General features: G+C 34.8%; 20 protein-coding genes, 1 tRNA gene and 1 pseudogene. 6 read left to right on the top strand and 16 right to left on the bottom strand.

Going from position 1 to position 24,603, the window contains the following annotated elements:
- Positions 1-115 precede the first annotated feature (115 nt).
- The 9 genes from BB050_RS15575 to BB050_RS15540 all read right to left on the bottom strand — a co-directional run bounded on the left by BB050_RS15575 (position 116) and on the right by BB050_RS15540 (position 8,769).
- Positions 116-1,339, bottom strand: coding sequence for a sterol desaturase family protein (locus tag BB050_RS15575; protein ID WP_066034186.1), 1,224 nt, complete (start codon positions 1,337-1,339; stop codon positions 116-118).
- Positions 1,340-1,633: 294 nt separating this feature from the next.
- The gene (locus BB050_RS15570; protein WP_170830266.1) at positions 1,634-2,920 is read right to left on the bottom strand and encodes a Glu/Leu/Phe/Val family dehydrogenase; all 1,287 of its coding nucleotides are present in this window, start codon (positions 2,918-2,920) and stop codon (positions 1,634-1,636) included.
- Positions 2,921-3,371: 451 nt separating this feature from the next.
- Positions 3,372-4,226, bottom strand: coding sequence for an EamA family transporter (locus BB050_RS15565; RefSeq protein ID WP_066034184.1), 855 nt, complete (start codon positions 4,224-4,226; stop codon positions 3,372-3,374).
- A 269-nt stretch (positions 4,227-4,495) separates the two neighbouring features.
- Positions 4,496-5,959, bottom strand: coding sequence for a magnesium chelatase (locus BB050_RS15560; RefSeq protein WP_066034183.1), 1,464 nt, complete (start codon positions 5,957-5,959; stop codon positions 4,496-4,498).
- Positions 5,960-6,148: 189 nt separating this feature from the next.
- A complete protein-coding gene (locus BB050_RS15555) occupies positions 6,149-7,267 on the bottom strand; it encodes a vWA domain-containing protein (RefSeq protein ID WP_008467804.1) in 1,119 nt (372 codons plus the stop codon).
- Between the two features lie 106 nt (positions 7,268-7,373).
- Positions 7,374-7,754 (bottom strand): YchJ family protein, encoded by a 381-nt coding sequence (locus BB050_RS15550; RefSeq protein WP_066034182.1) that lies wholly within the window; start codon positions 7,752-7,754, stop codon positions 7,374-7,376.
- The gene (locus BB050_RS15545) at positions 7,744-7,977 is read right to left on the bottom strand and encodes a hypothetical protein (RefSeq protein WP_066034181.1); all 234 of its coding nucleotides are present in this window, start codon (positions 7,975-7,977) and stop codon (positions 7,744-7,746) included. The genes BB050_RS15550 and BB050_RS15545 overlap by 11 nt, the downstream gene beginning before the upstream one ends.
- Positions 7,978-8,080: 103 nt before the next feature.
- Complete coding sequence (locus BB050_RS21900) at positions 8,081-8,227, bottom strand: hypothetical protein (protein ID WP_164085590.1); 147 nt, start codon at positions 8,225-8,227, stop codon at positions 8,081-8,083.
- Positions 8,227-8,769 carry a hypothetical protein gene (locus BB050_RS15540; RefSeq protein WP_066034180.1) on the bottom strand — a complete coding sequence of 181 codons (543 nt, stop codon included), beginning with the start codon at positions 8,767-8,769 and terminating at the stop codon, positions 8,227-8,229. The genes BB050_RS21900 and BB050_RS15540 overlap by 1 nt, the downstream gene beginning before the upstream one ends.
- An 86-nt stretch (positions 8,770-8,855) precedes the next feature.
- On the opposite strand from BB050_RS15540, the gene BB050_RS15535 reads away from it, so the two are divergent.
- The 5 genes and pseudogenes from BB050_RS15535 to BB050_RS15515 all read left to right on the top strand — a co-directional run bounded on the left by BB050_RS15535 (position 8,856) and on the right by BB050_RS15515 (position 11,942).
- Positions 8,856-9,101 carry a hypothetical protein gene (locus tag BB050_RS15535; RefSeq protein WP_008467813.1) on the top strand — a complete coding sequence of 82 codons (246 nt, stop codon included), beginning with the start codon at positions 8,856-8,858 and terminating at the stop codon, positions 9,099-9,101.
- A gap of 433 nt (positions 9,102-9,534) precedes the next feature.
- Positions 9,535-9,975, top strand: a complete 441-nt coding sequence (locus tag BB050_RS15530) for a KTSC domain-containing protein (RefSeq protein ID WP_008467814.1) — start codon at positions 9,535-9,537, stop codon at positions 9,973-9,975.
- A gap of 262 nt (positions 9,976-10,237) precedes the next feature.
- Positions 10,238-10,999, top strand: a complete 762-nt coding sequence (locus tag BB050_RS15525) for a DUF4369 domain-containing protein (protein WP_008467816.1) — start codon at positions 10,238-10,240, stop codon at positions 10,997-10,999.
- Between the two features lie 66 nt (positions 11,000-11,065).
- Positions 11,066-11,404 (top strand): annotated as a pseudogene (locus tag BB050_RS21750) (TlpA family protein disulfide reductase); the annotation flags it as partial.
- A gap of 457 nt (positions 11,405-11,861) precedes the next feature.
- Positions 11,862-11,942 (top strand) — tRNA-Tyr (locus BB050_RS15515).
- 879 nt (positions 11,943-12,821) lie between these two features.
- Here BB050_RS15515 and BB050_RS15505 read toward each other — a convergent pair.
- The 7 genes from BB050_RS15505 to BB050_RS15475 are packed head-to-tail and all read right to left on the bottom strand — an operon-like array spanning position 12,822 to position 20,977.
- The gene (locus BB050_RS15505) at positions 12,822-17,798 is read right to left on the bottom strand and encodes a beta strand repeat-containing protein (protein ID WP_083219851.1); all 4,977 of its coding nucleotides are present in this window, start codon (positions 17,796-17,798) and stop codon (positions 12,822-12,824) included.
- Positions 17,799-17,823: 25 nt separating this feature from the next.
- Positions 17,824-18,123, bottom strand: coding sequence for a DUF6916 family protein (locus tag BB050_RS15500; RefSeq protein ID WP_066034178.1), 300 nt, complete (start codon positions 18,121-18,123; stop codon positions 17,824-17,826).
- Positions 18,124-18,132: 9 nt separating this feature from the next.
- Positions 18,133-18,639, bottom strand: coding sequence for a GNAT family N-acetyltransferase (locus tag BB050_RS15495; RefSeq protein WP_066034177.1), 507 nt, complete (start codon positions 18,637-18,639; stop codon positions 18,133-18,135).
- Positions 18,640-18,650: 11 nt separating this feature from the next.
- On the bottom strand, positions 18,651-19,244 hold the full coding sequence (locus tag BB050_RS15490; RefSeq protein ID WP_335583301.1) for a phage tail protein: 594 nt from the start codon (positions 19,242-19,244) through the stop codon (positions 18,651-18,653).
- A complete protein-coding gene (locus tag BB050_RS15485) occupies positions 19,219-19,740 on the bottom strand; it encodes a phage tail protein (protein WP_066034175.1) in 522 nt (173 codons plus the stop codon). Before BB050_RS15485 ends, BB050_RS15490 begins: the two co-directional genes overlap by 26 nt.
- A gap of 23 nt (positions 19,741-19,763) precedes the next feature.
- The gene (locus tag BB050_RS15480; protein WP_066034174.1) at positions 19,764-20,273 is read right to left on the bottom strand and encodes a phage tail protein; all 510 of its coding nucleotides are present in this window, start codon (positions 20,271-20,273) and stop codon (positions 19,764-19,766) included.
- 38 nt (positions 20,274-20,311) lie between these two features.
- Positions 20,312-20,977: a hypothetical protein gene (locus BB050_RS15475; RefSeq protein ID WP_066034173.1), complete on the bottom strand. Its 666-nt coding sequence runs from the start codon at positions 20,975-20,977 to the stop codon at positions 20,312-20,314.
- 823 nt (positions 20,978-21,800) lie between these two features.
- Between BB050_RS15475 and BB050_RS15470 the strand changes: the two genes are divergently transcribed.
- Complete coding sequence (locus tag BB050_RS15470) at positions 21,801-24,599, top strand: outer membrane beta-barrel protein (protein WP_066034172.1); 2,799 nt, start codon at positions 21,801-21,803, stop codon at positions 24,597-24,599.
- The last annotated feature ends 4 nt before the right edge of the window (positions 24,600-24,603 follow it).

Genomic DNA, 24,603 nt, shown 5'->3' with positions numbered 1-24,603 from the left:
TTTTTTTAGCGACGAATTCACGAATTTTTATTGAAAATGATACGTGAAATTTGTAAGCAACAATTACGCGAATAGATATTAAAAAATAATTCGTGAATTCGTGGCTAAAAAAAAGTTATTCCCCTGATTCCAATTGCAAAATGGTATTTTGATAAATGGTACTCAATGAAAACAATTGTTCTGCAAAAATCATAGCAGCAATCGGAACAAAGAAAAATGCGATTAAATCTTCTTCATATAAAAAGTAAGTCGAAATCATCGCTAACCTAGTATATTCAAGATAATAAATCCATTTTCGTTGTTCTAATAGAGCTCCGCAATTGATTAAGGTTATAATTACTAGCGAAAGCACAAAAACTTTATCATACAAGTCCAAATAATCAAAATAATAAGTGAAAACAGTTAAAATAAGCGTGCAGATGCCTAATTGTATATATAGGTAATTTTTAAATCGAAGTCTCTGATTTGGAGCTGCTTTATCTTGCAGAAAACGTTTCTCGAGAATCGGACGAATATCCTGATCCATATCGGCAGGGCTACCAAAAATGGCATTCCATCTGGCTTTGAATCCGCTGGAGCGTTTCCATAATTCGTAGATTTCGAAGTAATAATGAAAATGTTGCCACAAGAAACTATAGCTTTTCAGCGGATGCGTTAATCCATATTTTGGTTTTTCTTCTTCGGTTTGGAAAGTTCCAAAAAGACGATCCCAAAAAGTGAACATATCGCCATAGTTTTTATCCAGATATTTTTCGTCAGAAGCATGATGCACTCCGTGAACAGAAGGCGTTACAAAAACATATTCCAACCATTTTATTTTTCCGATGAGCTGGGTATGCGTAAAAAAGGAGTAAGCGCCATGCACAATCAGCATGGTAATCACCATACTTGGATGAAAACCGATTAAAGGCAGCACACACCAAAATCCCGTTCTGATGATAGCTTGAAATGTAGTAATTCTGGCCGCAGCCGTAAAATTAAATTCTTCACTGTGATGATGAACAATATGTGCCGCCCAGAAAAAATTGACCTCATGCCCTAATCTATGATACCAATACCAGACAAAATCAGTAGCTAGAATTAATGCAAACCAAACCAAGGCATTGCTCGGAATCTCAAATATTCTATAATCGTCATAAATCAAATAATACAACTGATAAAAGCTGGCCGCAACAAATAGGTTAATCAAACGTTCTGCAATTCCGATGGAAATATTGGAAACGGAACTTTCATAATTAAAAATTTCAGGCCTTTTTCTGCGTTGGGCAAGCTTATATTCTAAAAACAAAAAAAGAAAAAAGGCCGGCATAGCAAATGCTAGAAAATTGATGTTTTTCATTTATGTGATGCTTTTCGATTCTAAAAATTATGTTGGGTAATATAATTTTAACACATAGGAACATAGATTTTTATTGTTTTCCTCTTCTTGAGATTACAAAAAAAGCAAGCTTTAACACATAGCTATGTGTATTCAAATTAGTGAAACGCCTTTATAGACTAACAAAAACTATGTTTCTATGTGTTTAATAATTTTCTTTTAATAATCAAACGAAAAAGACATTTCCATCAATTCCGTTTTCAGCAGACAAAAAACGTAATCAACGAAAATGATCTTTTACGAAATAAACCTGATTTAATTCTGCTTAAACAAAGGAGCTTCCAAAGCCACTTCTTTTACCGATTGTGTTTCGGCTACTTTTTTCAAAGCAATAATATAAGCAGCAATACGAGGCGTTACATTGTGTTTTACTGCCACTCTAAAAACAGTTTCAAAACCTTTTTCTAATATATCCTCCAGACGTTTATTAATCTGATGGATTCTCCAAGACTCCAAAAGCGAATTCTGAAGCCATTCGAAATAAGAAACGGTCACACCGCCTGCATTGGCTAAGATATCAGGAACAACTAATATATTTTTATCATGCAAAATCTGATCTGCATCTGAAGCAACTGGGCCATTAGCACCTTCAACAATAATTCTGGCTTGAATATCGCCTGCATTTTTGTGCGTAATAACATCTTCTTTAGCAGCTGGAATTAAAACATCAACATCCAAAAGCAATAAATCTTCATGTTTTATGGCAACTGAATTTGGATATCCTTTTATAGTCTTATTATTCAAGTTGTAATACAATATCAGTTCTGGAATATTAATCCCATTCGGATTATAAAATGCTTCAGAAACATCGCTTACTGCTACAATTTTCACTCCTTTTTCATGCAGGAATAAAGCAGAGTGTAATCCAACATTTCCAAATCCTTGAATTGCTGCTGTAGCTCTTGCCGGTCTGATTTTTAATTTTTGAAGCGCCAAAATCGTAATGATGCTTACGCCTCTTCCCGTTGCTTCTACTCTACCTAAAGATCCGCCAGAATGAAGGTGTTTTCCTGTTACAACCGCATGAATTGGCCTTCCGTGCAGTATTGAAAACTCATCCATCAGCCAGCCCATTTCGTCTGGGCCCGTTCCCATATCTGGCGCAGGAACATCTTTTTCTGGTCCAAAAATATCAGCTAAAGCTTTGGTGTAAGCTCTTGTAATTTTTTCTAATTCAGTTTTAGAATGGTTTCTAGGATCGCAAATAATGCCGCCTTTTGCTCCACCAAATGGAATTCCAGTTACAGCAGATTTCCAGGTCATCCAGGCGGCAAGTGCTTTTACCTCATCCAAATTAACACCGGTATCATAACGGATTCCTCCTTTTGAAGGTCCTAAAGCGGTGTTGTGAATTACACGATATCCTTCAAAATTTTGAACGTTTCCGTTATCTAAAGTAATGGAAAAGTTTACCGTAATTTGTTTTTCTGGGCGCTGCAGTTTTTGTTTAATAGATTCATCTAAATTCAAAATATCTGCAGCGATATTAAAGCGATCAATCATAGATTGAAACGGATTGTGTTTTATAATTTCTGAGCTCATACTATATAGTTTTTAGGTTTGGGTTATTTTTTTATGTTTATCAACCTTCTCTCTGAAGATTGTGTCTATTTTATACTCTGTCTCCTAGTTGCAACACGGAATCTTGATTAAGCAGCGGCGCATCAAAATTTTCATATTTCTGTTGGTTCTCATATCTTGATTTTTTAACGATTCAAAAAAAAGCCTTTCATGGTGCAATGAAAGGCTAAAAAAAAAATAACTAACAAGTACTTTCTCTATTAACGCCATTTCAAAACGTGATTCATCATGCAGCACATCGCAAAGCAGCATGGAAAAGACGTTCTTATATTTTGACTATAGTTTTTCATTGTTGAGACAAAGCTACAAAATTATATTTATAAATTCTATAGAATTAGTAGAGTTAATTTAAAACATTTTCAATTTACTTACAAAAACAGCTGTAAATTAAAGGATTACAAACTAAAAAAAATTACTGCAATTGCGATAAAAATATAAAAACAACCGCTATAAGAGCTAAAAACAGTCCTAAAATATTGATTTTAGATAGTTTTTCTTTGAAGAAAAAAGCGCCAATTAGAGTTCCTAAAATAATTACCCCCATATTCATTCCGGCAAAAACTGTCGATGGATTTTCTGCAAATGCTTTATGCGCTTTTAAATAGAATAATATATTCCCGAAGTTGAAAATTCCAACCAATATTCCGAAAGGAATGCTTTTTAGAACAAAATTTTCTTTCGCTATAAATAGCTTATACAGCACGATTACAATAGAAACGGCAAAAGCAATTAAGAAAACAAAAAATAAAGATGTTGTATAAGGAACTACAGTATACAAAGCTATTTTCTTAAAAAGAATGTCTATTATTCCAAAACCAAGTAAAACTATTGCTGGATAAATCCATTTGTTTTCTGCGTTGTCTGATGGCTTTTTTAAGATAAATAAAAGTGCTGCAAATCCAACTAAAACTCCAATTACCTTATAACTATTAAATCCTTCATTAAATAACAGCCAAGCCGCCAAAATCGAAATAAACAATGATAATCTTTGTGCAGCATCTGTCTTTGCAATTCCCATATATTTTATCGAAAGTGCGAGAAAAAGAAATAATATTGGAAGTAAAATTCCAACAGAAGTATAAATTTCTAATGGCGCATTATGATCTAATTCCTTAAGATTTGGATTAAAAGTAAAATAGCAAAGTGCAATTGCCGCTATATAATTGAATGAAATTATCTGAGAAGGATTAGCATTATACTTTCTTGAAATTTTGAATATAACGCCAACTGTAACGCTGCATAAGATGCTTAAAATAAGAAACAACATAAATTTATATTTGGATTGTAAAAGTAAGTATTGCAAAATAAAAAAGTCCAGCCAGTTTTAAAAAACCAGCTAGACCAGATTAAGTTTTAATGCAATTCAATAAAATTTAATTTAAACACATAGAATCATAGATTTTATTCTTTCTGTTTAAGATTGCAAAAAAAGCAAGCTTTAACACATAGCTATGTGAATTTAAATTAGTGAAAGGCCTTTTTCTCAATTTGCAAAAACTATGTTTCTATGTGTTAAAAAAAACTTCATCTCATTTTTTAGAACTTACTAATATAACTTCCGTAAATATCTCTAAACTGATTTCCTTTTGCAAAACGGTCTTTACTCAGTTTTTTATATTCAACCAACCCCCAAAGGATGAATTCTTTCATAAAATAAACATCTTCCTTTGCTAATTGTGGCTGGTATTTCTTTAATAATTCATCCAGTGGCGTTACTTCATCTAAAATACTTTTGTATTCTGCATCAGAAGCGTCATCTAATAATTCAAATCCGCTTTCCGCGAAAAACCATTCTACAATATCAGAATATGGCGTTTTTTCGTCTGGCTTTTCTAATTTTTCTATTTTAGGGAAATATTCTGGGAATAAAGTTCTAATCGCAGATCCAATCAGACTTTCCGCTACAACATCAGCTCCCTCCTGCTCTCCTTCGTAAACCAATTCTACTTTTCCTGTAATGGCTGGAATGATTCCGATAAAATCAGACAAACGCAAAGTGGTTTTATCAACACCAGAAATTAAGGCACGGCGTTCTGCAGTACTGATTAAATTTTCGAAAGCTGTAATACTCATTCTGGCACTTACACCACTTTTATTGTCGATGTATTCGCTTTCTCGGGCTTCAAAACTGATTTGCTCTAAAATATCTCTGGCCAAACTCGGAACGTAAACAACGTCGGTTTGGTTTTTATCTAATTTTGATTCTTGTTCTGTAATCGTTCTTGCAATTTCGATACTTTCTGGATAATGCGTAAGAATCTGAGAACCGATTCTATCTTTTAAAGGCGTTACAATACTTCCTCTATTGGTGTAATCTTCCGGATTTGCTGTGAAAACAAACTGCATATCGAGAGGCATTCTCAATTTAAAACCTCTAATTTGAATATCGCCTTCTTGCAGAATATTAAATAATGCCACTTGAATTCTGGCTTGCAAATCGGGTAATTCGTTGATTACAAAAATACAGCGATTCGCTCTTGGAATCATTCCGAAGTGTATTACGCGATCGTCTGCATAAGACAGTTTTAAATTTGCTGCTTTAATTGGGTCAACATCGCCAATTAAATCGGCAACCGTTACATCTGGTGTAGCCAGTTTTTCGAAGAAACGTTCACTTCTGTGCAGCCATGCAATTGGCGTTTCATCTCCTTTTTCTGCGATTAAATCCTTTGCAAAACGAGAAATCGGATGTAACGGATCGTCATTGATTTCTGAACCTTCCACAAACGGAATATATTCATCCAATAATTCGACCATTTTACGAGCCAAACGCGTTTTCGCTTGTCCGCGAAGTCCCAACAAATTGATATTATGACGAGATAAAATTGCACGTTCCAATTCTGGAATTACGGTATTTTCGAATCCGTGAACACCTTCAAAAACAGGTTTTCCCGATTTGATTTTTTCACGAAGATTATTTCGCAATTCGTCTTTAATGCTTGTACTTTTATATCCAGCGGCTTTTAATTGACCTAATGTCTTTATAGTTTTTATTTCCATTGTGTTGAAATATAGTTTTTATTTGTTTATTGATGTGTGCTTCGACTCCGCTCAGCATGACAATTAATGGGTTAGACTCACTACAGTGCTTCTCTACGATATTCGTTGCTTATATTCATCTTCAAAAGAAACCTTTATCACTTTGTCTCTTTGTTACTTGCTATTCAGAACCTTAGTATCCTAGCAACCCTATTTAATCCTCTTCTTCCTATTTGCTTCATAATCCTCAAAAATCATTTCACCCAAACCTTTAATTCCGGTATAAAATGCTTTCCCTTGATTAGCCTCAGTAAACTGATTTACAAAACGCTGTAAATACGGATCTCTCGCAATCATAAAAGTCGTAATCGGAATATGGAGTTTTCTTGCCTGTTGCGCCTGAGTATAACATTTATCGACAATGTATTCATCCAAACCATTACTATTCATATAATAAGAACCATCTCGCTCACGAACGCAACTTGGTTTTCCGTCAGTAATCATAAAAATCTGCTTGTTGGTATTTCGCTTTCTTCGCAAAATATCCATCGCCAATTGCAAACCCGCAACTGTATTGGTATGATAAGGTCCAACTTGCAAATACGGCAAATCTTTTATCGGAATGGTCCAGGCATCATTTCCAAAAACCAAAATATCTAACGTATCTTTTGGGTATCTTGTTGTGATTAACTCAGCCAACGCCATGGCAACTTTTTTCGCAGGAGTAATTCGGTCTTCGCCATACAAAATCATACTGTGGCTAATGTCGATCATCAAAACGGTACTCATTTGAGCTTTATACTGAGCATCTTCTACAATCAAATCGTTTTCAGTCAGCATAAAACTTTCAACACCATTATTGACTTGAGCATTTCGAAGACTTTCCGTCAATGAGATTCTCTCTAAACTGTCTCCAAAATTATATTCGCGGAATTCTCCTGTGTGTTCATCGCCGCTTCCAGCATATTTTGTTTTATGATTTCCGTTTCCAGATTTTTTCAAGTTTCCGAAAATCTGATCCAACGCTTGCTGTCTAATGGCTCTTTCAGTTTTTGCTGTAATGCCAAAACCAGAACTTCCATCACCTTTTACTTCATCTCTGATGTACCCTTTTTTCTTAAGGTCTTCGATAAAATCGTCAATAGTATAGTTCTCGTCGGTAAGTTTGTATTCTTTGTCCAGTTCCCGAAGCCAGTTGATGGCTTCATCAAAATCACCCGAAGTATGGGTGATCAACTCTTTAAAAATCGTAAAAAGTTTGTCAAACGGAGACTGAAAAGGAGCTTCGTAAGTCTTAAAATAAAAGCCTTTTTTAAATTCGTTTTTCATAAATCTAAAATTACATCTTTTTGGAATTATGAAAAACGAAACGTTTATTAATTTTTAGTTAAAATATTTAACCAAAAATCTCAACTAACAGTGTTAGATGTAATAATTATTCAAACTTTCCATCCAAATAATACCAAGCCTCATTTTCGAATTTAAAAGTAGAAAATTCATAATGCACTTGCGGTTTATTATCTGAATCTAAAAAATAAGCTTTGAATTCTACTGTATTTTCTGAAAAGCTTAGAATTTCTAATTTCTGCCATTTATTGGAAACTGCCCATCTTAAAATTTCGGGCTTTGAATAATACTTTCTTTCCGAAACATAAGTAGTTTCCATCAAATAATCGGCATTATGAGTGGCATATGCCGAATATCTGGAACGCATTAAAGCCAATGCTGTAGGCGCTTTTTGACCGCCATTTAGATACAGTCCGCAACAGTTTTCAAATAACAGTCCTGTATCGCAGAAACATTTTTTACTCTCCATCGACTGGTTCTTCTCCATTAATTTTTACATGAAGCTGATTTAGCAAAACTTGATAACGGGTAATTTCTCTCACTTCTTCATCCTTCTCAGCAAAATCAATCATTTCATCCAATGTTTCACTTACTTCCAACAATTTGTTGTTTGCTTCTCTGTCGTTTTTCGCAGCAATCAAATCAATGATTTCCTGTACGTTTGCTTTTAGGTTTTCGAATTTACTATTCATTTGTTTATTGTTTGTTTTGTTTCAAGTTTCAGGTTTCAAGTTTGAGTTTCGCTTCGTTAACTTGTAACTTGTAACTTGAAACCTGAAACCTGAAACAAATATTTTACTCTTCGTTTTTACTTTCGTTGAATTTCTTCACGATTTCTTTTAATTTTTCTTTTCGGGCAATTTCTGCTTGTTTGGCTTTTGCCTCGGCTTTGTGCAATTTATCGTTGTGCTTTTTGATGTTTTTTTCGTTATTGCGTCCCATTATACATTTCTTTTAATTTGTTCCAAAGTTTTTTCAGTAAAAATTAATTCGTTGATAAGCTGTTTTCGTAAATCATCAATATCATCATAATCAAAATGCTTTGCCCAATTGGTCAGTTGTTGCAGATTTCTAATCTGTTTTAATCTTTTTGTGGTTTCAGCACTTGTTCTCAACACCGCTTTTCCATCATATTCAGGATTATTTTTATGCTGATAATTGGCTAGATTTTTTTCGAAATCGGCTTCTATATAATACAGTTTATCAGTTGCATTATCGGGATAAAATTCTGTCCATTTCGCAAAACCAATTTTAGTCTTTGATTCTGTTTCAGGATCACGGGCAATCAAGCGCCACTTACTATTAGCTAGTCTTCCCCAATGATTAGAAACGCGATACATTCCTTCTTCCGTATAATAATAGGCACTTCCTGCTTTGCTTTCAAACTGTTTTTTTAAACCTTTTATGGCATCTGGAAGTACTTCGTTAAAAGCACAAAAAGTGTTTTTAAAAGAATTAGGATGTGGCTTAAAGTTTTTCTGCATGCTGCAAATATACTCAGATTACGGCGAACTCCCTAAAACAAACCTAAATTGCTTACCTTTGCTTCTTAATTCAAAACAAAAAAATCATGTCTAAAGATATAGAACAAAAAATGCCGCAAAAAGGAGTTTTTACCGGCATTATCGAAAAAGATGAAAATAATAATTATTTCTGCGGAGAATATCTTTTAGACTATAAAATGGTTCAAGCGAAATTTAATGTCGGCGATTGGATTACCATAAAATCCGTTATCGAAAACCCAAGCGACATGAGCTATGATAAATACCCTAAAAAATCAAGAAACTTCGATAAGGCCAATCATAAACCGGAATAGGTTTATTTTGTTTCAGGTTTCAAGTTTCATATTTTGTTGGAACGCTTTTTTTTAACGCAAAGAACGCTAAGTTTATTTTTTCTGAGTGTTATAAATTGAGAATATTTAAGTTTGCAAAGCTTTGTGTAGATAAAGCTTTGCGAACTTTATGTTTATGAACATTTTGCTTAAAAAAAACTTTGTGCTCTTTGCGTAAACCTTTGCGTGCTTTGCGGTAAAAAAATCTTAGCGTTCTTTGCGTAATTCTTTGCATACTTTGCGGTTAAAAAAAACGATTTCACTATTCAGTTAATGTTTTAATAACCCAACTTTCTTGAATATTTTTTACATCAAAACTGAAAAGTTAAAAAAAAGTGTACCTTTGCAAAAAATTTGTCGATTTGAACTAAAAAAGAACGATTTCAAACTAATAGACAAGTAGTTACCTTTATTTATGAAAAAAATAGTTGAATACCGCAAGTTACTAAACGTAGACAAAACTGCAGAATTAAAAGATTTAAAAACAATTTATCGTAATGCGATGAAAGAATCTCATCCTGATAAATTTGTTGGAAATGAAGCTGGTTTAAAAGAAGCAGAAGAAAAAAGTAAAACGATTATCGAAGCTTACCACTTTTTAGTAAGTATTCACCCTGATACTATTAAACTTAATTTACCTGAATACACAGAAACAATTTCGACTTGTTCTATCACAGATTTTAAATATGTTGAAGGGCGTTTGATTATTGACTTTTCTAACGGAAGTGTCTATGAATACATCAGTGTTCCTAAAGCAACTTACGTGAAAATGGTAAATGCTGATTCTCCTGCAAGATTTGCAAAAAGACATATTTTAAATGCTTTTACTTGGAGAAAGAAAACAAATCAAGAATAGTTTTATAACACTATATTTTATAAAAAAGCACTCTATTAAACGAGTGCTTTTTTTATGCCAAAAATTTAAAAATTTGAATAGAGATCTCTCAAATATGTTCCACATTAAGAGTTTCTCATCAAATCAAGCCAACAAACACACTGATTTCATGCGTTTTAAGACTAAAAAAACTATAACAAAATTTTAGGTTACAAAATTCTGTATGTTTTATATTTTTAGATACTTTTGTCACACAAATCAATTAACTAATTAATTTTTTATAATGAAAAAAATACTTTTTGTACTTACAGCTTCTGCGGCTATCATTTCTTGCAGCAAAGTTAAAGATGGAGAATACCTTATTACAGGTACTGCTACAGGAATTGAAAACGGAAAAACTATCATCTTACAAGGTCAGGACCCTGCTACGAGAATGCCAGTTTCTCTTGATACAGTAAAAGTTGAAAACGGAAAATTTGAAATAAAAGGAAAAGTTACAGAACCAGCTTTCCACACATTAATTTTACAAGGTGCTAATGGTCCTATCCCATTCATCCTTGAAACTGGAGAAATTAATATTGCTATTGATAAAGATAGTATCCACAAATCTAAAATCTCTGGAACTTACAACAACGACGAGTATTTTGCTTTCATGGAAGAAATGAATAAAACTCAAAAAAGTTTAATTGATTTCCAAAAAAAGAACAATGAAAAAATGAAACAAGCTCAACAAGCGCAAGATACAGCAGTTATCAATGGCTTGATGAAACAATATATGGAAATTCAGAAAGAAGTACAAGAAAGCAGCAAAAAGAAATATTTGACTTATGCTGAAGGTCACCCTAAATCTTTCATTACAGCTTTAATAATCCAAAGTTTATTGAATGATCCAACAGCTGACATGAAAAAATTAGAAGGACTTTATAATGGTTTGGATGAGTCTTTAAAAAACACAGCTCCTGGAAAAGAAATCAAAACTAGATTTGGTCAAGCAAAAATGCCGTCTGTTGGTGCTACAGCTCCACCAGTAGGCAGCGCTAAATGAAGAGCAGATTTTTCTGCTCCAAATCCAGAAGGAAAAGTAGTTTCGCTTAAAGAAAGCTTAGGCAAAGTAACTATCGTAGATTTCTGGGCTTCTTGGTGCGGACCATGCCGACAAGAAAACCCTCATGTAGTAGCTCTATACAAAGAGTTCCATTCTAAAGGATTAAACATTGTTGGAGTATCACTAGATAAAGACGCGGCAAAATGGAAAGAAGCTATTGCAAAAGACGGTTTGACTTGGACTCATGTTTCAAATCTTAAATTTTGGGATGAGCCAATTGCAAAACAATATAATGTTGAGTCTATTCCTGCAACTTTCATTCTAGATGCATCAGGAAAAGTCGTAGCTCAGGACTTAAGAGGTGCTGAACTTAAAGCAAAAATCCAAGAATTGTTAGCTAAATAATTCTACATTTAAAATAAAACAAAAAAATCTCCCTAGTGGAGATTTTTTTGTTGTTTTGAGAAATATGCCATTTAAAAGTAAAATTTCATCAAAATGAAGTAGCAATTCTGATTTAAAATATAATGTTTACAAAAATAGAATAAACCCTATTTCAAACAGCATTTAATAATTTGTTTCCTCTTTAATATTCACTCAAAACATCAATAAAAGTAATGGTTAAAGTTTTATTAAAGAATAAATCTACAGCAGAAAATCAAAAAACACAATAAGAATATTCTTATTTCAAAAAATAAATTTTAAAAAACACAATTTGAAGGTTTTTTATTTTATTCAATTCCAATGAATTAAAAAACAACCTTAAAATAACTTAAAATTAAGTCCTTTATTTGTTTGGAAATGTAGAAAACGTTCCTATCTTTGCAACCGCTTAGAACAATAAGCGCAACGCTAGAGATTCGGGGAGATACTCAAGCGGCCAACGAGGGCAGACTGTAAATCTGCTGTGAAAACTTCGCAGGTTCGAATCCTGCTCTCCCCACGGAACGGCTGAAAAGCCAGAAAACTTAAAGTTTTCAAACTTTTCAAAAAGCCACAAAAAATGTCTTAAGACCTGCAAATTCAACGATTTGCGGGTCTTTTTCGTTTTAAGCCTATTTTCACTATTTATAAATGTCCACAAAATTAAAGGTACAAAATCGGTGCACTTTCCAGCGCACAGAAAAGTGCACCAGAAACAAGCAAAAACCCCTTATTTTATAAGGGTTAACAAGATTAACGACTTTATTTGGCAGTTATATTATTCTACATTTATTAATTTAAAAAGTAGGATTATGTTGGAAAGTAGTTTTGGTTTGGGATATTTTTTTAAAAAGACCCAAAATAGAAAGTAAAGAATGGATTGTATATTTCAGAATAACTGTTGACGGTATCACTAAGAGAAGATGGGATAATACACGATGGGATCAAAGGTTCGAAAGAGCGGTCGGCTCAAAGATGCAAAGTGCTGGAAGAATTCCAGAAGCATAATGATGAAATGGAGGCGCTTGTTGGAAAAGGGAGCAACAAATAGCTTACCTACAAACTCTTAGCCATAAAATATATCCCACTCTCTTCCAAATCCCACCTCACCGACCAAAATCAAATAAAACAATCTTAAAAAAAATAAAAAGAGAAAACACTAACTAACTATTTAATATCAGACAATTTAAATAAAACAACCGATCTGACTGATTCCACTTTGGCTGGCCAAAGAGAAACAAAAAAACTGAAATTAACGGCAAAGAACTTGCACAAAAAAGCCATAAAATAAAAAACAGCCCGAAGGCTGTTTTTATTTTATTCGACCCTACTATAAATCAGTGATTTTCAGCAAATGTACGAGAGAGCAATTGGCTGGAAGGGCATCTGGCAAATTACCTTATTTTTTCAAAATAAATTTCTGGGCTTTAAATGAATTGCGGTCTGTATTTTTAATTAAAAAAACACCATCTGCAAGATCTTCCAAGTGAATTGTATTTAGAATGTCTGCATTTAGATTTACTGATTTCACAATTTTTCCTGCACCGTCTATTATGCTGTAATTTCCATCATTTTTGGTGACGATATTTAAAATTCCCTTGCTTGGAATAGGGTACATTATAAAATCAGTTGTTTTGAAATCGTCTAGCCCCAAAGTGCTTACCGTAATGCAATCGGAAACAGCCGTACATCCTGCAACAGTAATTTCAACTTTATAATCTCCAACGGCTGATGGTTTAAACGATTGGCCAGTTTCATTTGCCAGCGGCGTGTTAGGACACTTATACCACTGGTAGATGGCTCCGGAATGGTCCGAAGTTAAGATTCCAGAATTTAATGCTACTGTTTTCAGAATTGAAGAAGAATTGTTAATGGTCAATGCTAAAGTTTTAGTGTCGCATCCCAAAGAATATGTATAATTTCCGGAAGTCGTATAAGTAATGCCATTTACAGCCCACGTGTAGCTATCACAAGCGATTTCAGTCTGCGTGGAACCTGTGGAATTGGTGATCGTCAATGCCAAGGTTTTAGTGTCGCATCCCAAAGAATACGTATAATTTCCGGAAGTCGTATAAGTAATGCCATTTACAAGCCATGTATAGCTATCGCAGGCGGCCTCTGTCTGCGTTGAACTTGTAGAATTAATTATCGTTAATGCCAAGGTTTTAGTGTCGCATCCCGTAGAATAGGTGTAATTCCCCGAAGCGGTATAAGTGGCCCCATTCACCGGCCATGTATAGCTATCGCAGGCAGCCTCGGTTTGCGTAGAACTTGTAGAATTGGTGATCGTTAATGCTAAAGTTTTAGTGTCGCATCCCGAAGAATAGCTGTAATTCCCCGAAGCGGTATAAGTGGTGCCATTCACAGGCCATGTATAGCTATCGCAGGCGGTCTCGGTCTGGGTTGAACTTGTAGAATTAATTATCGTTAATGCTAAAGTTTTAGTGTCGCATCCCAAAGAATAGGTGTAATTCCCCGAAGCGGTATAAGTGGCCCCATTCACGGGCCAGGTATAGCTATCGCAGGCGATTTCAGTCTGCGTGGAACTTGTAGAATTGGTGATCGTCAATGCCAAGGTTTTAGTGTCGCATCCCGTAGAATAGGTGTAATTCCCCGAAGCGGTATAAGTGGTGCCATTCACAGGCCATGTATAGCTATCGCAGGCGGTCTCGGTCTGGGTTGAACTTGTAGAATTAATTATCGTTAATGCTAAAGTTTTAGTGTCGCATCCTATTGTATGGGTATAAGTTCCAGATGCGGTATAAGTGGTGCCATTTGCAGGCCATGTATAGCTATCGCAGGCGGTCTCGGTCTGGGTTGAACTTGTAGAATTAATTATCGTTAATGCTAAAGTTTTAGTGTCGCATCCTATTGTATGGGTATAAGTTCCAGATGCGGTATAAGTGGTACCATTTGCAGGCCATGTGTAAGAATCACATCTAGAAATAGTCTCAGCTGGAGATGAAGTTGAAGGAGTGATTGTTAAGTTTAGAGTTTTAGTATCACATCCGCTAACTGCAGTATAAGTCCCAGACGCTGTATAAGTTGCTCCATTTGCGCTCCATGTGTAAGAATCGCACGCAGCTATTGTTTCAGGCGCAGAAACTGTAGATGGAGTAATAGTTAAATTTAGAGTTTTGGCATCACATCCAACCGTAGTTGTGTACGTCCCGGAAGTCGTATAGGTTGTTCCATTTGCACTCCATGTATAAGAATCGCATGCACTTGCTGTTACTGGCGGTGATGCTGTTGAAGGAGTTCCCGTTACAGTTTTTACCAGAACTCTGTCGCTTGCGCAATAAGCTGTTTCACAGGCAACGCAATAAGTCGTATTATTTTCTGTAGGTGTTGCAGAAACTGAATTTCCGGTTGCAAAACTTGTTCCTCCAGTCATCGTCTTATACCATGTGGCAGTTGTGCCAAGCGGGCAAGAAGCGTTTAAAGTAACGGCCGTGCTTCCTAAACAGGGAATATTTTGCGTGTCAGGAGTAACTGTTGCGCTTTCCGGTTTGATGGATGTTGTTGTAATATTAGAATTTACGGCTGTAAAATTAGAACCGCTGACGGTTGCCTGATTTGTAACTGAGCAAGTATTTTGCGGTAAAGTGCCTGCAGCATTAATTGTCGCACTAAAAGTAATGACTGTGCTTTTTCCGGCAGCTAAAGCAAATGGTCCGGCAGCAAGCGTTCCATTAGCGGCATTTGCCCCTGTAGTTTTAGCAGATGCTGAATTATTAGCTGTATTTCCATTCAAAGATTCTGATACAGGAGCAGCTATTTCTTCTGGTGCTGTTTCGTTTTGAATAGCCATTTTTGAAGCGCTTCCATTATCAGGAATAGTGACAGTTCCTGGAATTATAGTTCCAGTACCGCCTTCATCCAGTGCTATTCCTGTTGGAGTATTGGCATTGTTGCTATTCCAGAAAGCTGTTAATGCAGTGCTTCTGTTTCCGCTTCCTGAAACGTATGCCGGATTGCCCTGCAAAATTACCGAACAATTTGGCCCCTGAGAGAGCACGTCAAAATTTCCTGCCACTAATCCGCTTGCAGAATTAACTATATTTCCGGTAACCTTTGCAGCGCTAATCATTGTGCTGGAAGCATTATCGGCATAGGCCACTACCCCAATGTGAGTGTAGGCATTATTTGCAACGCTAATATTATTATTGGTAATGGAAGCATCAATTCTTCCTGCACTTAATGCGGCATTATCATTTGCTTGAGAGAAAATGCCATAATTGGCGGCATTAGTGATTATATTATTGGCTATCTCAGTAATATGTTTGGCATTTCCATAAGCAGCAACACTGATTCCATTGCTGGAAGAAGTTGAACCTCCTCCATCAATAGTATTATTATTTATGCGTCCTTTTACAGTTCCCGAACCTTGATTTCCGACACTGCATGCGGAAAGGCCATTATAACTTGATTTTAAAGTGTTATTTATAATATTGTAGTTCACAGTTGCGCTGCCGGATGCTTGCAGAGATAAGCCATTGCTTCCAGGACTTGCAGCGGCGGCATTTATAATATTAGCATCTGTAGATGCATTATTTCCTCCAATTTGAACTGTATTGACAGAAGATCCGCTAAAATTCAATGCCAAACCTGTAGTTTTTGAATTAGAAAAATCATTCTTTTTAAAAACTAATGTGTTGTTTGTGGTTCCCTTAGCCTGGAAAATAAAATTGCTGTCCCCGTTTGATTTATTAAAGGAGTTTTTAAATTGACAGCCGGTTACCGTTAAATTAAGCGTAGGATTTTGAGAAAGTTGGCCGTTAAATCCAAAAAAGCCTCTTCCCCAAGAATCATTGACATTTGTGTTCGTGATTGAGCTTGTCCCCTTTAAATTTAACGCAAATATTCCGCCAACATTTGCATTTCCTCCATTTGCACTTCCGCATCCTGTAATTGTACTATTGGACAATACGAAATTATTCACATCATTTAAATTTATTCCAACAGAGTTTGTAGTGCCGGTGATCACAATATTATCTAAATTAACACCTCCAGAGATAGATTTAAAATGCATTGCTCCATAAGAATTGGTGTTGTCATCTTCAGCGTCAAAAATTACGGTATTAGAATTATTTGCATTAGTGAAATTCATGTTCTTAAGCGTAACATTGGCGCAAGATATAAACTCAACACCTCTGAAAGATATATTTTGCATTGTCCCTCCAGATCCCGCAGCAGATCCTGTTCCTGTAACCAGAAAACTTCCCTGTGAGCCGCTTATTGAAATTCCTTTAGAAACGCCACTGGCAGAAATGCTAGTAAAAATGCAATCTAACACGCCTCCTCCGGCAATATTAACGGCCTGTGCATTTGTTGTGCTAATAGTTGCATTCCTTACTTTTAAAGCCCCAACATTTGAACCAGATAAAGTGCCTGTTAGCGCAACAGCTTGGATATCGTTATTTGCTTTTAAATTGACACCGGCAATAGTCGGATTTGTTCCTCCAGTAGAAGGCAAAACGTTACTATAGGCAGGCACGGCAAGACTTAATATCGAAGTTAGACTTGCAGTTGCCCCCTGTCCAATTACTTTTTGATTATCATTTAAGGTCAAAAGTCCGGTAACTGTGCCCGTGTAGATAAAAATTGGGTATGCCGCGCTTCCAGTAATACTGTTTAAAGTTTTGTAAGGCGAGGCTAAAGTTCCGTTTCCTGGTGCCGCAGCCATACCATTAACAAAAATGATAGGAGTTGTTACGGTAATATTTACCGTCGCAGTTGAGGTTTTGCCATTGGTAGATGTTAGGGTATAAGTAAAACTATCAGATCCTGAATATCCCGCATTTGGATTATAAGTAAAAGAACCGTCTGCATTCAGAACTGCAGTTCCGTTTGTAGCTCCTGTCAATAAAGAAGTTGATAAAGCTGTTCCGTCGGGGCTGACGTCATTTGCCAAAACACCGCCTGCCGCATCTACATTAATTCCAACATTTCCAATACAGGAATAAGAATTATTGTTTGCTATTGGCGTTGCTTTAAAAGAGTTTGGAACTAATGTTAGATTAGAATCTAAAATATCTTGAAAACTCACTCCTAAAGCATCATCTGCACCTGTATTTGTTATAGTTACAGTAAAATCAAGCTGAGAACCAGGCTGAGCGTTTCCGCCTCCATTTACCGCTACCGCATTTGTTACGGTAACTGCAGCAGCTGCCACAGACGTGCTTGCTCCGCCTTTTTCAATTGCAGCCTTTTTGCCTTTATTTTCTTTTTTACCGTCAATGAAAGTTTTTTCAGCTTCTGCAAAACTTTCAACTATGGGAGCAACAAAATTTTTCTTAATAATAGCATTGTATTTCATTCCAAAACTTAGAAATCCAACTAGTATTATTACAGCTAGGAGTTTGTTATTTTTCATTTTTTTTTGCTTTTAATTAGCCTAATTAAGAAAATACTGCTTCATATTTCATTCCCACCTCATCAAAACCTAGCGGTGTAAGAAATAATTCTAAATTGCCTTCTTCAGGGTGTGTAACCGTAAAGATGCCCTGTTCGTAATATTCGTTTTTTTGCTGGGTACGAAAAACAAGAGAAAATGGAGTTCTTTGCAACGGAGAATAACCACTAAATTCAGTCACAGAAATCAGCTCGGCGCCATGCTCAATTCCTTCAGAAAATTTGATCGTGAATACTGCGTTAAGCAGAGCATTAAAGTTATTTGCAGAGAGTAAAGATATATCCATATAATTTTGTTAATCGTTAATATTGGTATTGTAATTCCATTCCATTAAATGGTAAATGCCATTCGTTTCGCTTACTTTTCTAAATCCTAATCTTTTATATAAATTCATTGCAGGGTTAAAAGCTTCAACATGTATCGAGACATTTAAATTATTGCTTCCCGCTTTTTTAAGGATTTCATTTAAAATGGAGCTGCCAATATTTTTGTTTCTCCATTCAGGCAATATTGTAATATCTATAATTCTGACAGGCTCATTTTCAGAAAAATCGATATACAATCTTCCAATCGGAACTTCCTCTTTTTCAATTATATAAAATTTTGCATCTGAAAAATTCTTTTGATAATATTCATGCTGTACTGAAAATTGCTGGTCAATGAAATGTCTTTTTTGTTCATCATTCCAATTAGTCCCCTTATCCAGTTCTTCTTGACGGGTACTGCCATATATTTCACGGAGAAGAGTTTTATCTCTTTCCTGAATATCTCTAAAGCCAATATCTTTTATTTCTAAATTCAAATCCTCTCAAATTAACTTCTAGATGGATAAATCCCCAGAAGAGCAATACAAAAATTCATTGTCAAATAAGGCATCATATTATTGTGCGGCAATCCTGAGCCAGCTATAGATAAGGTGTTTAAACTCATATTGGCGTTGGTTCCTGTCTGACCGTAAATTCGTATAGGATTTCCGCGGCCTAAACTATTATTAGTTGGAGATGTGGATTGTGAGTTTAAAGTCGCAGCCATTAATGTATGGCTGTGGGATGGAATTTCAGATTCAAGCAGACTGACACTTTCGCTTCCGCTTGTTTCTCCCAGATCATGTAAAGATAATCCCGGTCCTTGTCCTGGATGCATAGGAACACGGCCCCGTAAATCTGGCAGGGCAAAATTGCTTTTCCCATCTCCTCCATACGTGGTTCCAAGCAAAGAGAAAAGCGCTGTATTTTGAGATATAGGCAATATTTGTCCATTGCACATAGCCCATCCTACAGGTGCAAAATTGAACGGGAAAAGACGTATCTCGGCAACAAATTGATCCATAGATATATTGTTTTTATTTTTATTAGAAAAAGAATCACTAATTTTTAAAATTCTAAGGCTGAGAAGGAAACACTCCAAACAATGAAATAATAAAACTGACGCACAGATAAGGCTGAAAATTAGTGTGGGGCTGGCTACCCCCGGTACTTCCAATCGATGACAAATTTAAAGCTGCTGTCGGCGCGGCACTAGAGAACATTTTGCTTCCCGGGGGATTTGTGCTAAATATCGCGTTGGACGGACTTGCAGTATCTGCCAAATCTGCGGTTGCCATTAAACTGTGGGTGTGGGCAGGAATTTGATTGGGGGTTAGCGTAATGCCTTCTGCCCCACCTGTTTCGGCCAATGTATAGGTTGTGCCGCTAGAAGATGTGCCAGAGTGGATGGGAACTCTTCCTCGCAAATCTGGTAAAGCAAAAGTGCTTTCGCCATCACCTCCATAAGTAGTGCCTATCAATTGAAATAATGTTTCATTCTCAGAAATGGAAAGAATCTGCCCTTCACAGAACATCCATCCTGCAGGAGCAAAGTTTCCTCCAAACATTCTGATTTCCCCAACGTAAGGTTGCGCCATATCTTTACTTTTTAAAGTTAATATTAATTTGGAGAAGGAAAATCGCCTTGTAAGGCAATGCAAAAATTCAAGGTAAGGAATGGCTGCATATTTAAATGGGGCTGGTTTCCGCCGACACTGGTAAGAGAACCCGAGTTCATCGAAGTAAAATTTTGGCTCTGGCCGCTATAAACTAAATTAGGAGCGGTATTAGCCAAAAAATTTGAAGAACTGGGGATATTGGTACTTGCCGCATCTGTTTTCGCCTGCAGTACATGGGTGTGCTCAGGCATCTCTGATAGGCTTAAAGTATGAGCTTCTTCTCCGCCTTTTTCTCCTATTGTATGCCCATTTCCAAAATGAATGGGAGTCCTTCCTCTTAAATTTGGCAAAGCAAATGTTGTTTGTCCATTGCCACCATACATTGTTCCCAGTAGAGAAAACAAAGCTTGATTTTGGTTTATAGGCAAAAACTGCCCATTACATAAAGTCCAGCCTGTCGGAGCAAAGTTAAAAGACACGATACGTATTTCTCCTAAATAAGGTGTTGCCATAATTTTGACTATTTATTAAGTTATTCAAAACAATTATATTAGGCCACAAAAGAATCGGTCGCAAAATTATGCTTTGAAATTATTTTCTTTTGGTATACAATAGAATTGCCTTCTTTTATAATAATTTTTGTCACGGTGTGTTCCTGCGCTAAATTAGTATGAAGAGAAATGCTGCCTTTTCTGGTATCATATCCATAAGGATTTAATTTTTGCGTAGGCGCAGGAAATAAATAATGGGATAAATTAACCTCATTTCGATATATATCTAAATCACGCATTGCTACAGTAATAGCCTCCAAATCAAATCCGGATAAAGATCTTAGAGATTTCCAGCTTCCATCTGAATCTTTTCCAAAGCATAGCAAAACATCATCCACTTTTCCAGTCGCCTCAGTTTGCAGATGCATGGGGAACATTTTTAAAAGTCCGTCAGAAGAACTGAAACAATAATTTCCTGAGGAGGCGTATCCTATTTTTTCCCAATTTAAAACAGATTTTTTATAACAATCTGCAAGAGATTGATCTAAAAGGAAAGCGTCAAAAAAAGTTATTTTTGAGAATGCGGCTAGAATATTTTCTTCATCATTTTCCGGAATCGAAAAATTTTCTAAAGTGCTTTTAGCTGCCAGAGAGCCACAAAAAAGAGTTGCTGCGCCAACAAATCCAACATTTTTAATAAAATTTCTTCGTGCTAAATTGATCATAATTCGCTGCTTTTCTGTTAAAATTCACAGTAAAAGTAGCAAAAGGAAATATTAAATGATAATTTTTTGTTAATTAACACAATAAAAACCGTAAAAATACGTTAAAAATCTCTTTTTTTAAAGAAAACACTTATAAGGATCGACATGCAAAGATAATTGAACTAGACAAGTCCCGCTTTGGATCCACAATATCGCAAAAATCAAGTCTTTCACTACAATTTTTCCTTATAAAAGAGAAACAAATCGCATCTTAATGAAATGAGTAAAAAATAGGACGAATCAATCATTTCAACAATAAAATCCATTAATTAACATCTGTATGACTACAACACTTGATTAGGATTTTTTTTGCTCTATTTTCAGAATAAAAAGAAACTGTAAATCTTATTAAATAATTTCAGTTATTTTTTGTTTTACAGAATTAAATTATCAAAATACTCCCCCATTCTCCATAAGATTTTTAGGGCCTGCTAAAAGTGTATTTATTTCTGTTACAAAAGCAACTCTTTTTTTAATATTGTAGTATTTTTATATACTTTTGAACAATATCCACATTTAACTATTATAGCAACCATAACAATATAAAACTGTTAAAATCCATAGCACTAACAATCAAAACCTAGCAAAAAAATATGAATTTCACAAAATCAAATCACCACACTTTAGCAAACCTGCATCAAAAGTCACGATCTCAATTTCTACATTAGAATCTGCAATCCTGCTTACCCAAAAACAAATCAGACAACAAATGCATTTTATTTCTATTTCTGAAAAAATGGAATAGAACCATCATGCCTATTTTTCAAAAAACCACAGCCAATTAATGAGACAAACTATTCTAGTATTATGTTGCTTTCTTTCTTTATCAAATATTTTACAGGCACAAACATCAGGCACAGTTAAAGGATATGCAATAGATACCATAAATAATTCTCCTTTATCCAAAGCATCAGTCTCTTTATTAAGAGCGCAGGATTCCATTTTAATAAAATTTACCCGAGCTAAAGAAAATGGTTATTTTGAGTTGAATAATATTAAAACTGGCAAATTTATTTTGTTGGTTTCTTATCCCAAATATGCTGATTTTGTAGATCAATTTTCTACTGATTCCACAAAGCTAATCAAAGATTACGGTAAAATTAATTTGACTGATAAAGGAAGATTACTATCCGAGATAATTATAAAAGGCAATAGAGCTGCCATGAAAATCAAAGGAGATACGTTAGAATTTGATCCAAAAGCATTTAAAATAGAACCTAATGCAAAAGTAGAAGATCTGATAAAACAATTCCCAGGAATACAAATTGATAAAGATGGAAAAATTACCGCTCAAGGTGAAACGGTAACCAAAGTTTTGGTTGATGGTGAAGAATTTTTTGGTGATGATCCCACTTTAGTTACAAAAAATCTACGTGCGGACATGGTTGATAAAGTACAGTTGTACGACAAAAAAAGTGATCAGGCCGCTTTTACGGGAATTGATGATGGTCAAAAAACCAAGACACTGAATGTTAAACTTAAAGAAGATAAAAAAAATGGTCATTTCGGGAAAGTAGAACTCGGAGGAGGAACCGACAATTTTTACAAAGGGCAAGCTATGTTCAATAAATTTTGGGATAAGAAAAAATTAGCGGCTTATGGCATTTTAGGCAACACAGGACAAGTAGGACTGGGATGGGGAGATAAAGATAAATATGGACAAAGCAGTTATCAAGTAACTGATGACGGCGGTATTTATTTTTCAAACAATGGAAATGATGAATTTGACAGCTGGGATGGACAATTCAATGGTGAAGGAATTCCTGTAACTCAAACTGGCGGAATACATTTTGACAATAAATGGAATAAAGACAAAGAATCTATCAATGTAAATTATAAAATTGGCGATATCAAACTTTCAGGAAACCGCAATGATATTAACCAGCAAAATTTAAGTTCTAGCAGTATTTATAATACTTCAGACAAGAGTTTTGAGAAAAACATGACTAAAAATAAACTTGATCTTGCTTATGAAATTAAAATTGATACAACTTTAACTTTAAAATTAAATGTAGATGGGTTGTTTAAAAACAGTAATTCAAGTGAAGCAGAAATGCGAAAAGGTACTGACGAGCAAGGTAACCAATTGAATAATTTGAAACAGACAACTACAAACGATGTTGATGATAAAATATTTAATATAAATACTTTGTTAACCAAAAGACTTAAAAAAACAGGACGAACTTTATCTCTTAATTTAAGCCAATCAAGTTCAGATAGCAAAAGTGATGGCTATTTAAATTCTAGAGCTGAATTTTTTACACCATCCGTAATTAGTCCAGATAGCACCAAAGTAGTCGATCAAAACAAGGTCAATAATATTAGAAATACAGCTTTTAAATCAAATTTAATCTATACCGAACCGTTATCCAAGAGTTTTACTGTAATTCTTAATTATGGATTCAACATTAGTAACGGAAAAGCTGATCGCAAATCTTTTAATCAATCTCCAAATGGCGATTATAATGTTTTGGATTCCATCTTCAGTAATAATTATGAATTAGACCAAACGATAAACCAGCTTGGAGCTATTTTTAATTACAAAAAAAATAAAACTATTTTTTCTTTTGGATCTAAATTTAGTGGTGTAAACTTTAAACAATATGATTTTTATAGAGATAGTTCTTTTAATCGAAAATTTATCAACTACATGCCTCAGATAAACTATCAATATAATTTTAAACAGAGAGAATCACTGCGTTTGTCGTATAACGGAAACAGTGAGCAACCAACATTAGAACAGATACAACCGATACCAAATAATCAAAACCAATTAAATACGATTTTGGGTAATCCAAATTTAGATCCTTCTTTTAAAAATAGTTTTAGAGGTAGTTATTATTCGTATAAAGTACTTAGCAATCAATATTTTTCGGTTAATGGATCGTATAATTTTACGCTAAATCCAATAATAAGTAATGTGGTTACAAATGATAGAGGACAAAGCATTTCTCAATTTGTAAACCTAAAAAACAAAGCGACAACAAATTATTATTTGAATAGTAATTTTGGCAGAACAATCAAAGCCATAGACATGAATGCAGGAATTGGTTTAAGCGCTAACAAAAATGTAAATTACAATTACATCAATACAAAACTGAATCAAACTAAAAATTCGACTTATTCCTTTAATTTAAACTTATCAAAGTATAAAGAAAAAAAATATAATTTTAATACTAGCTTCGGACCTACTTACAATGTTGCAGAAGCAAGCATAAATGAAAATAGTGATAGTAATGGTTGGGGGGTTAATGGAAATTTCTGGGGCAGTATACAGTTGCCTTTCAAACTAGAAATCAGTACAGATGGTAATTATCAATATAATGGAAAAACACAAGTTATTCAGGAAAGTTTTGAACGTTTTATTTGGAATGCATCTGTCACCAAAAAATTCTTAAAATCAGATAATTTAAGAGTTTCTATAACGGGAAGAGATCTTTTGAACCAAAATGTAGGATTTAATCGTTCTGCATTCAATGGAAATATCAACCAAAGCACTTATACGACTATCCAAAGATACTTTATGTTCTCCGTAAGCTGGGATTTTAGCAAAATGGGCGGAGGAGAAATTAAACAAAACTAAAACC

This window comes from Flavobacterium anhuiense, from assembly GCF_001705175.1.
Classification (GTDB): Bacteria; Bacteroidota; Bacteroidia; order Flavobacteriales; family Flavobacteriaceae; genus Flavobacterium; species Flavobacterium anhuiense.
Note: the sequence above shows the minus strand (reverse complement) of the source record. Positions and strands in the feature narration are given on the sequence as shown.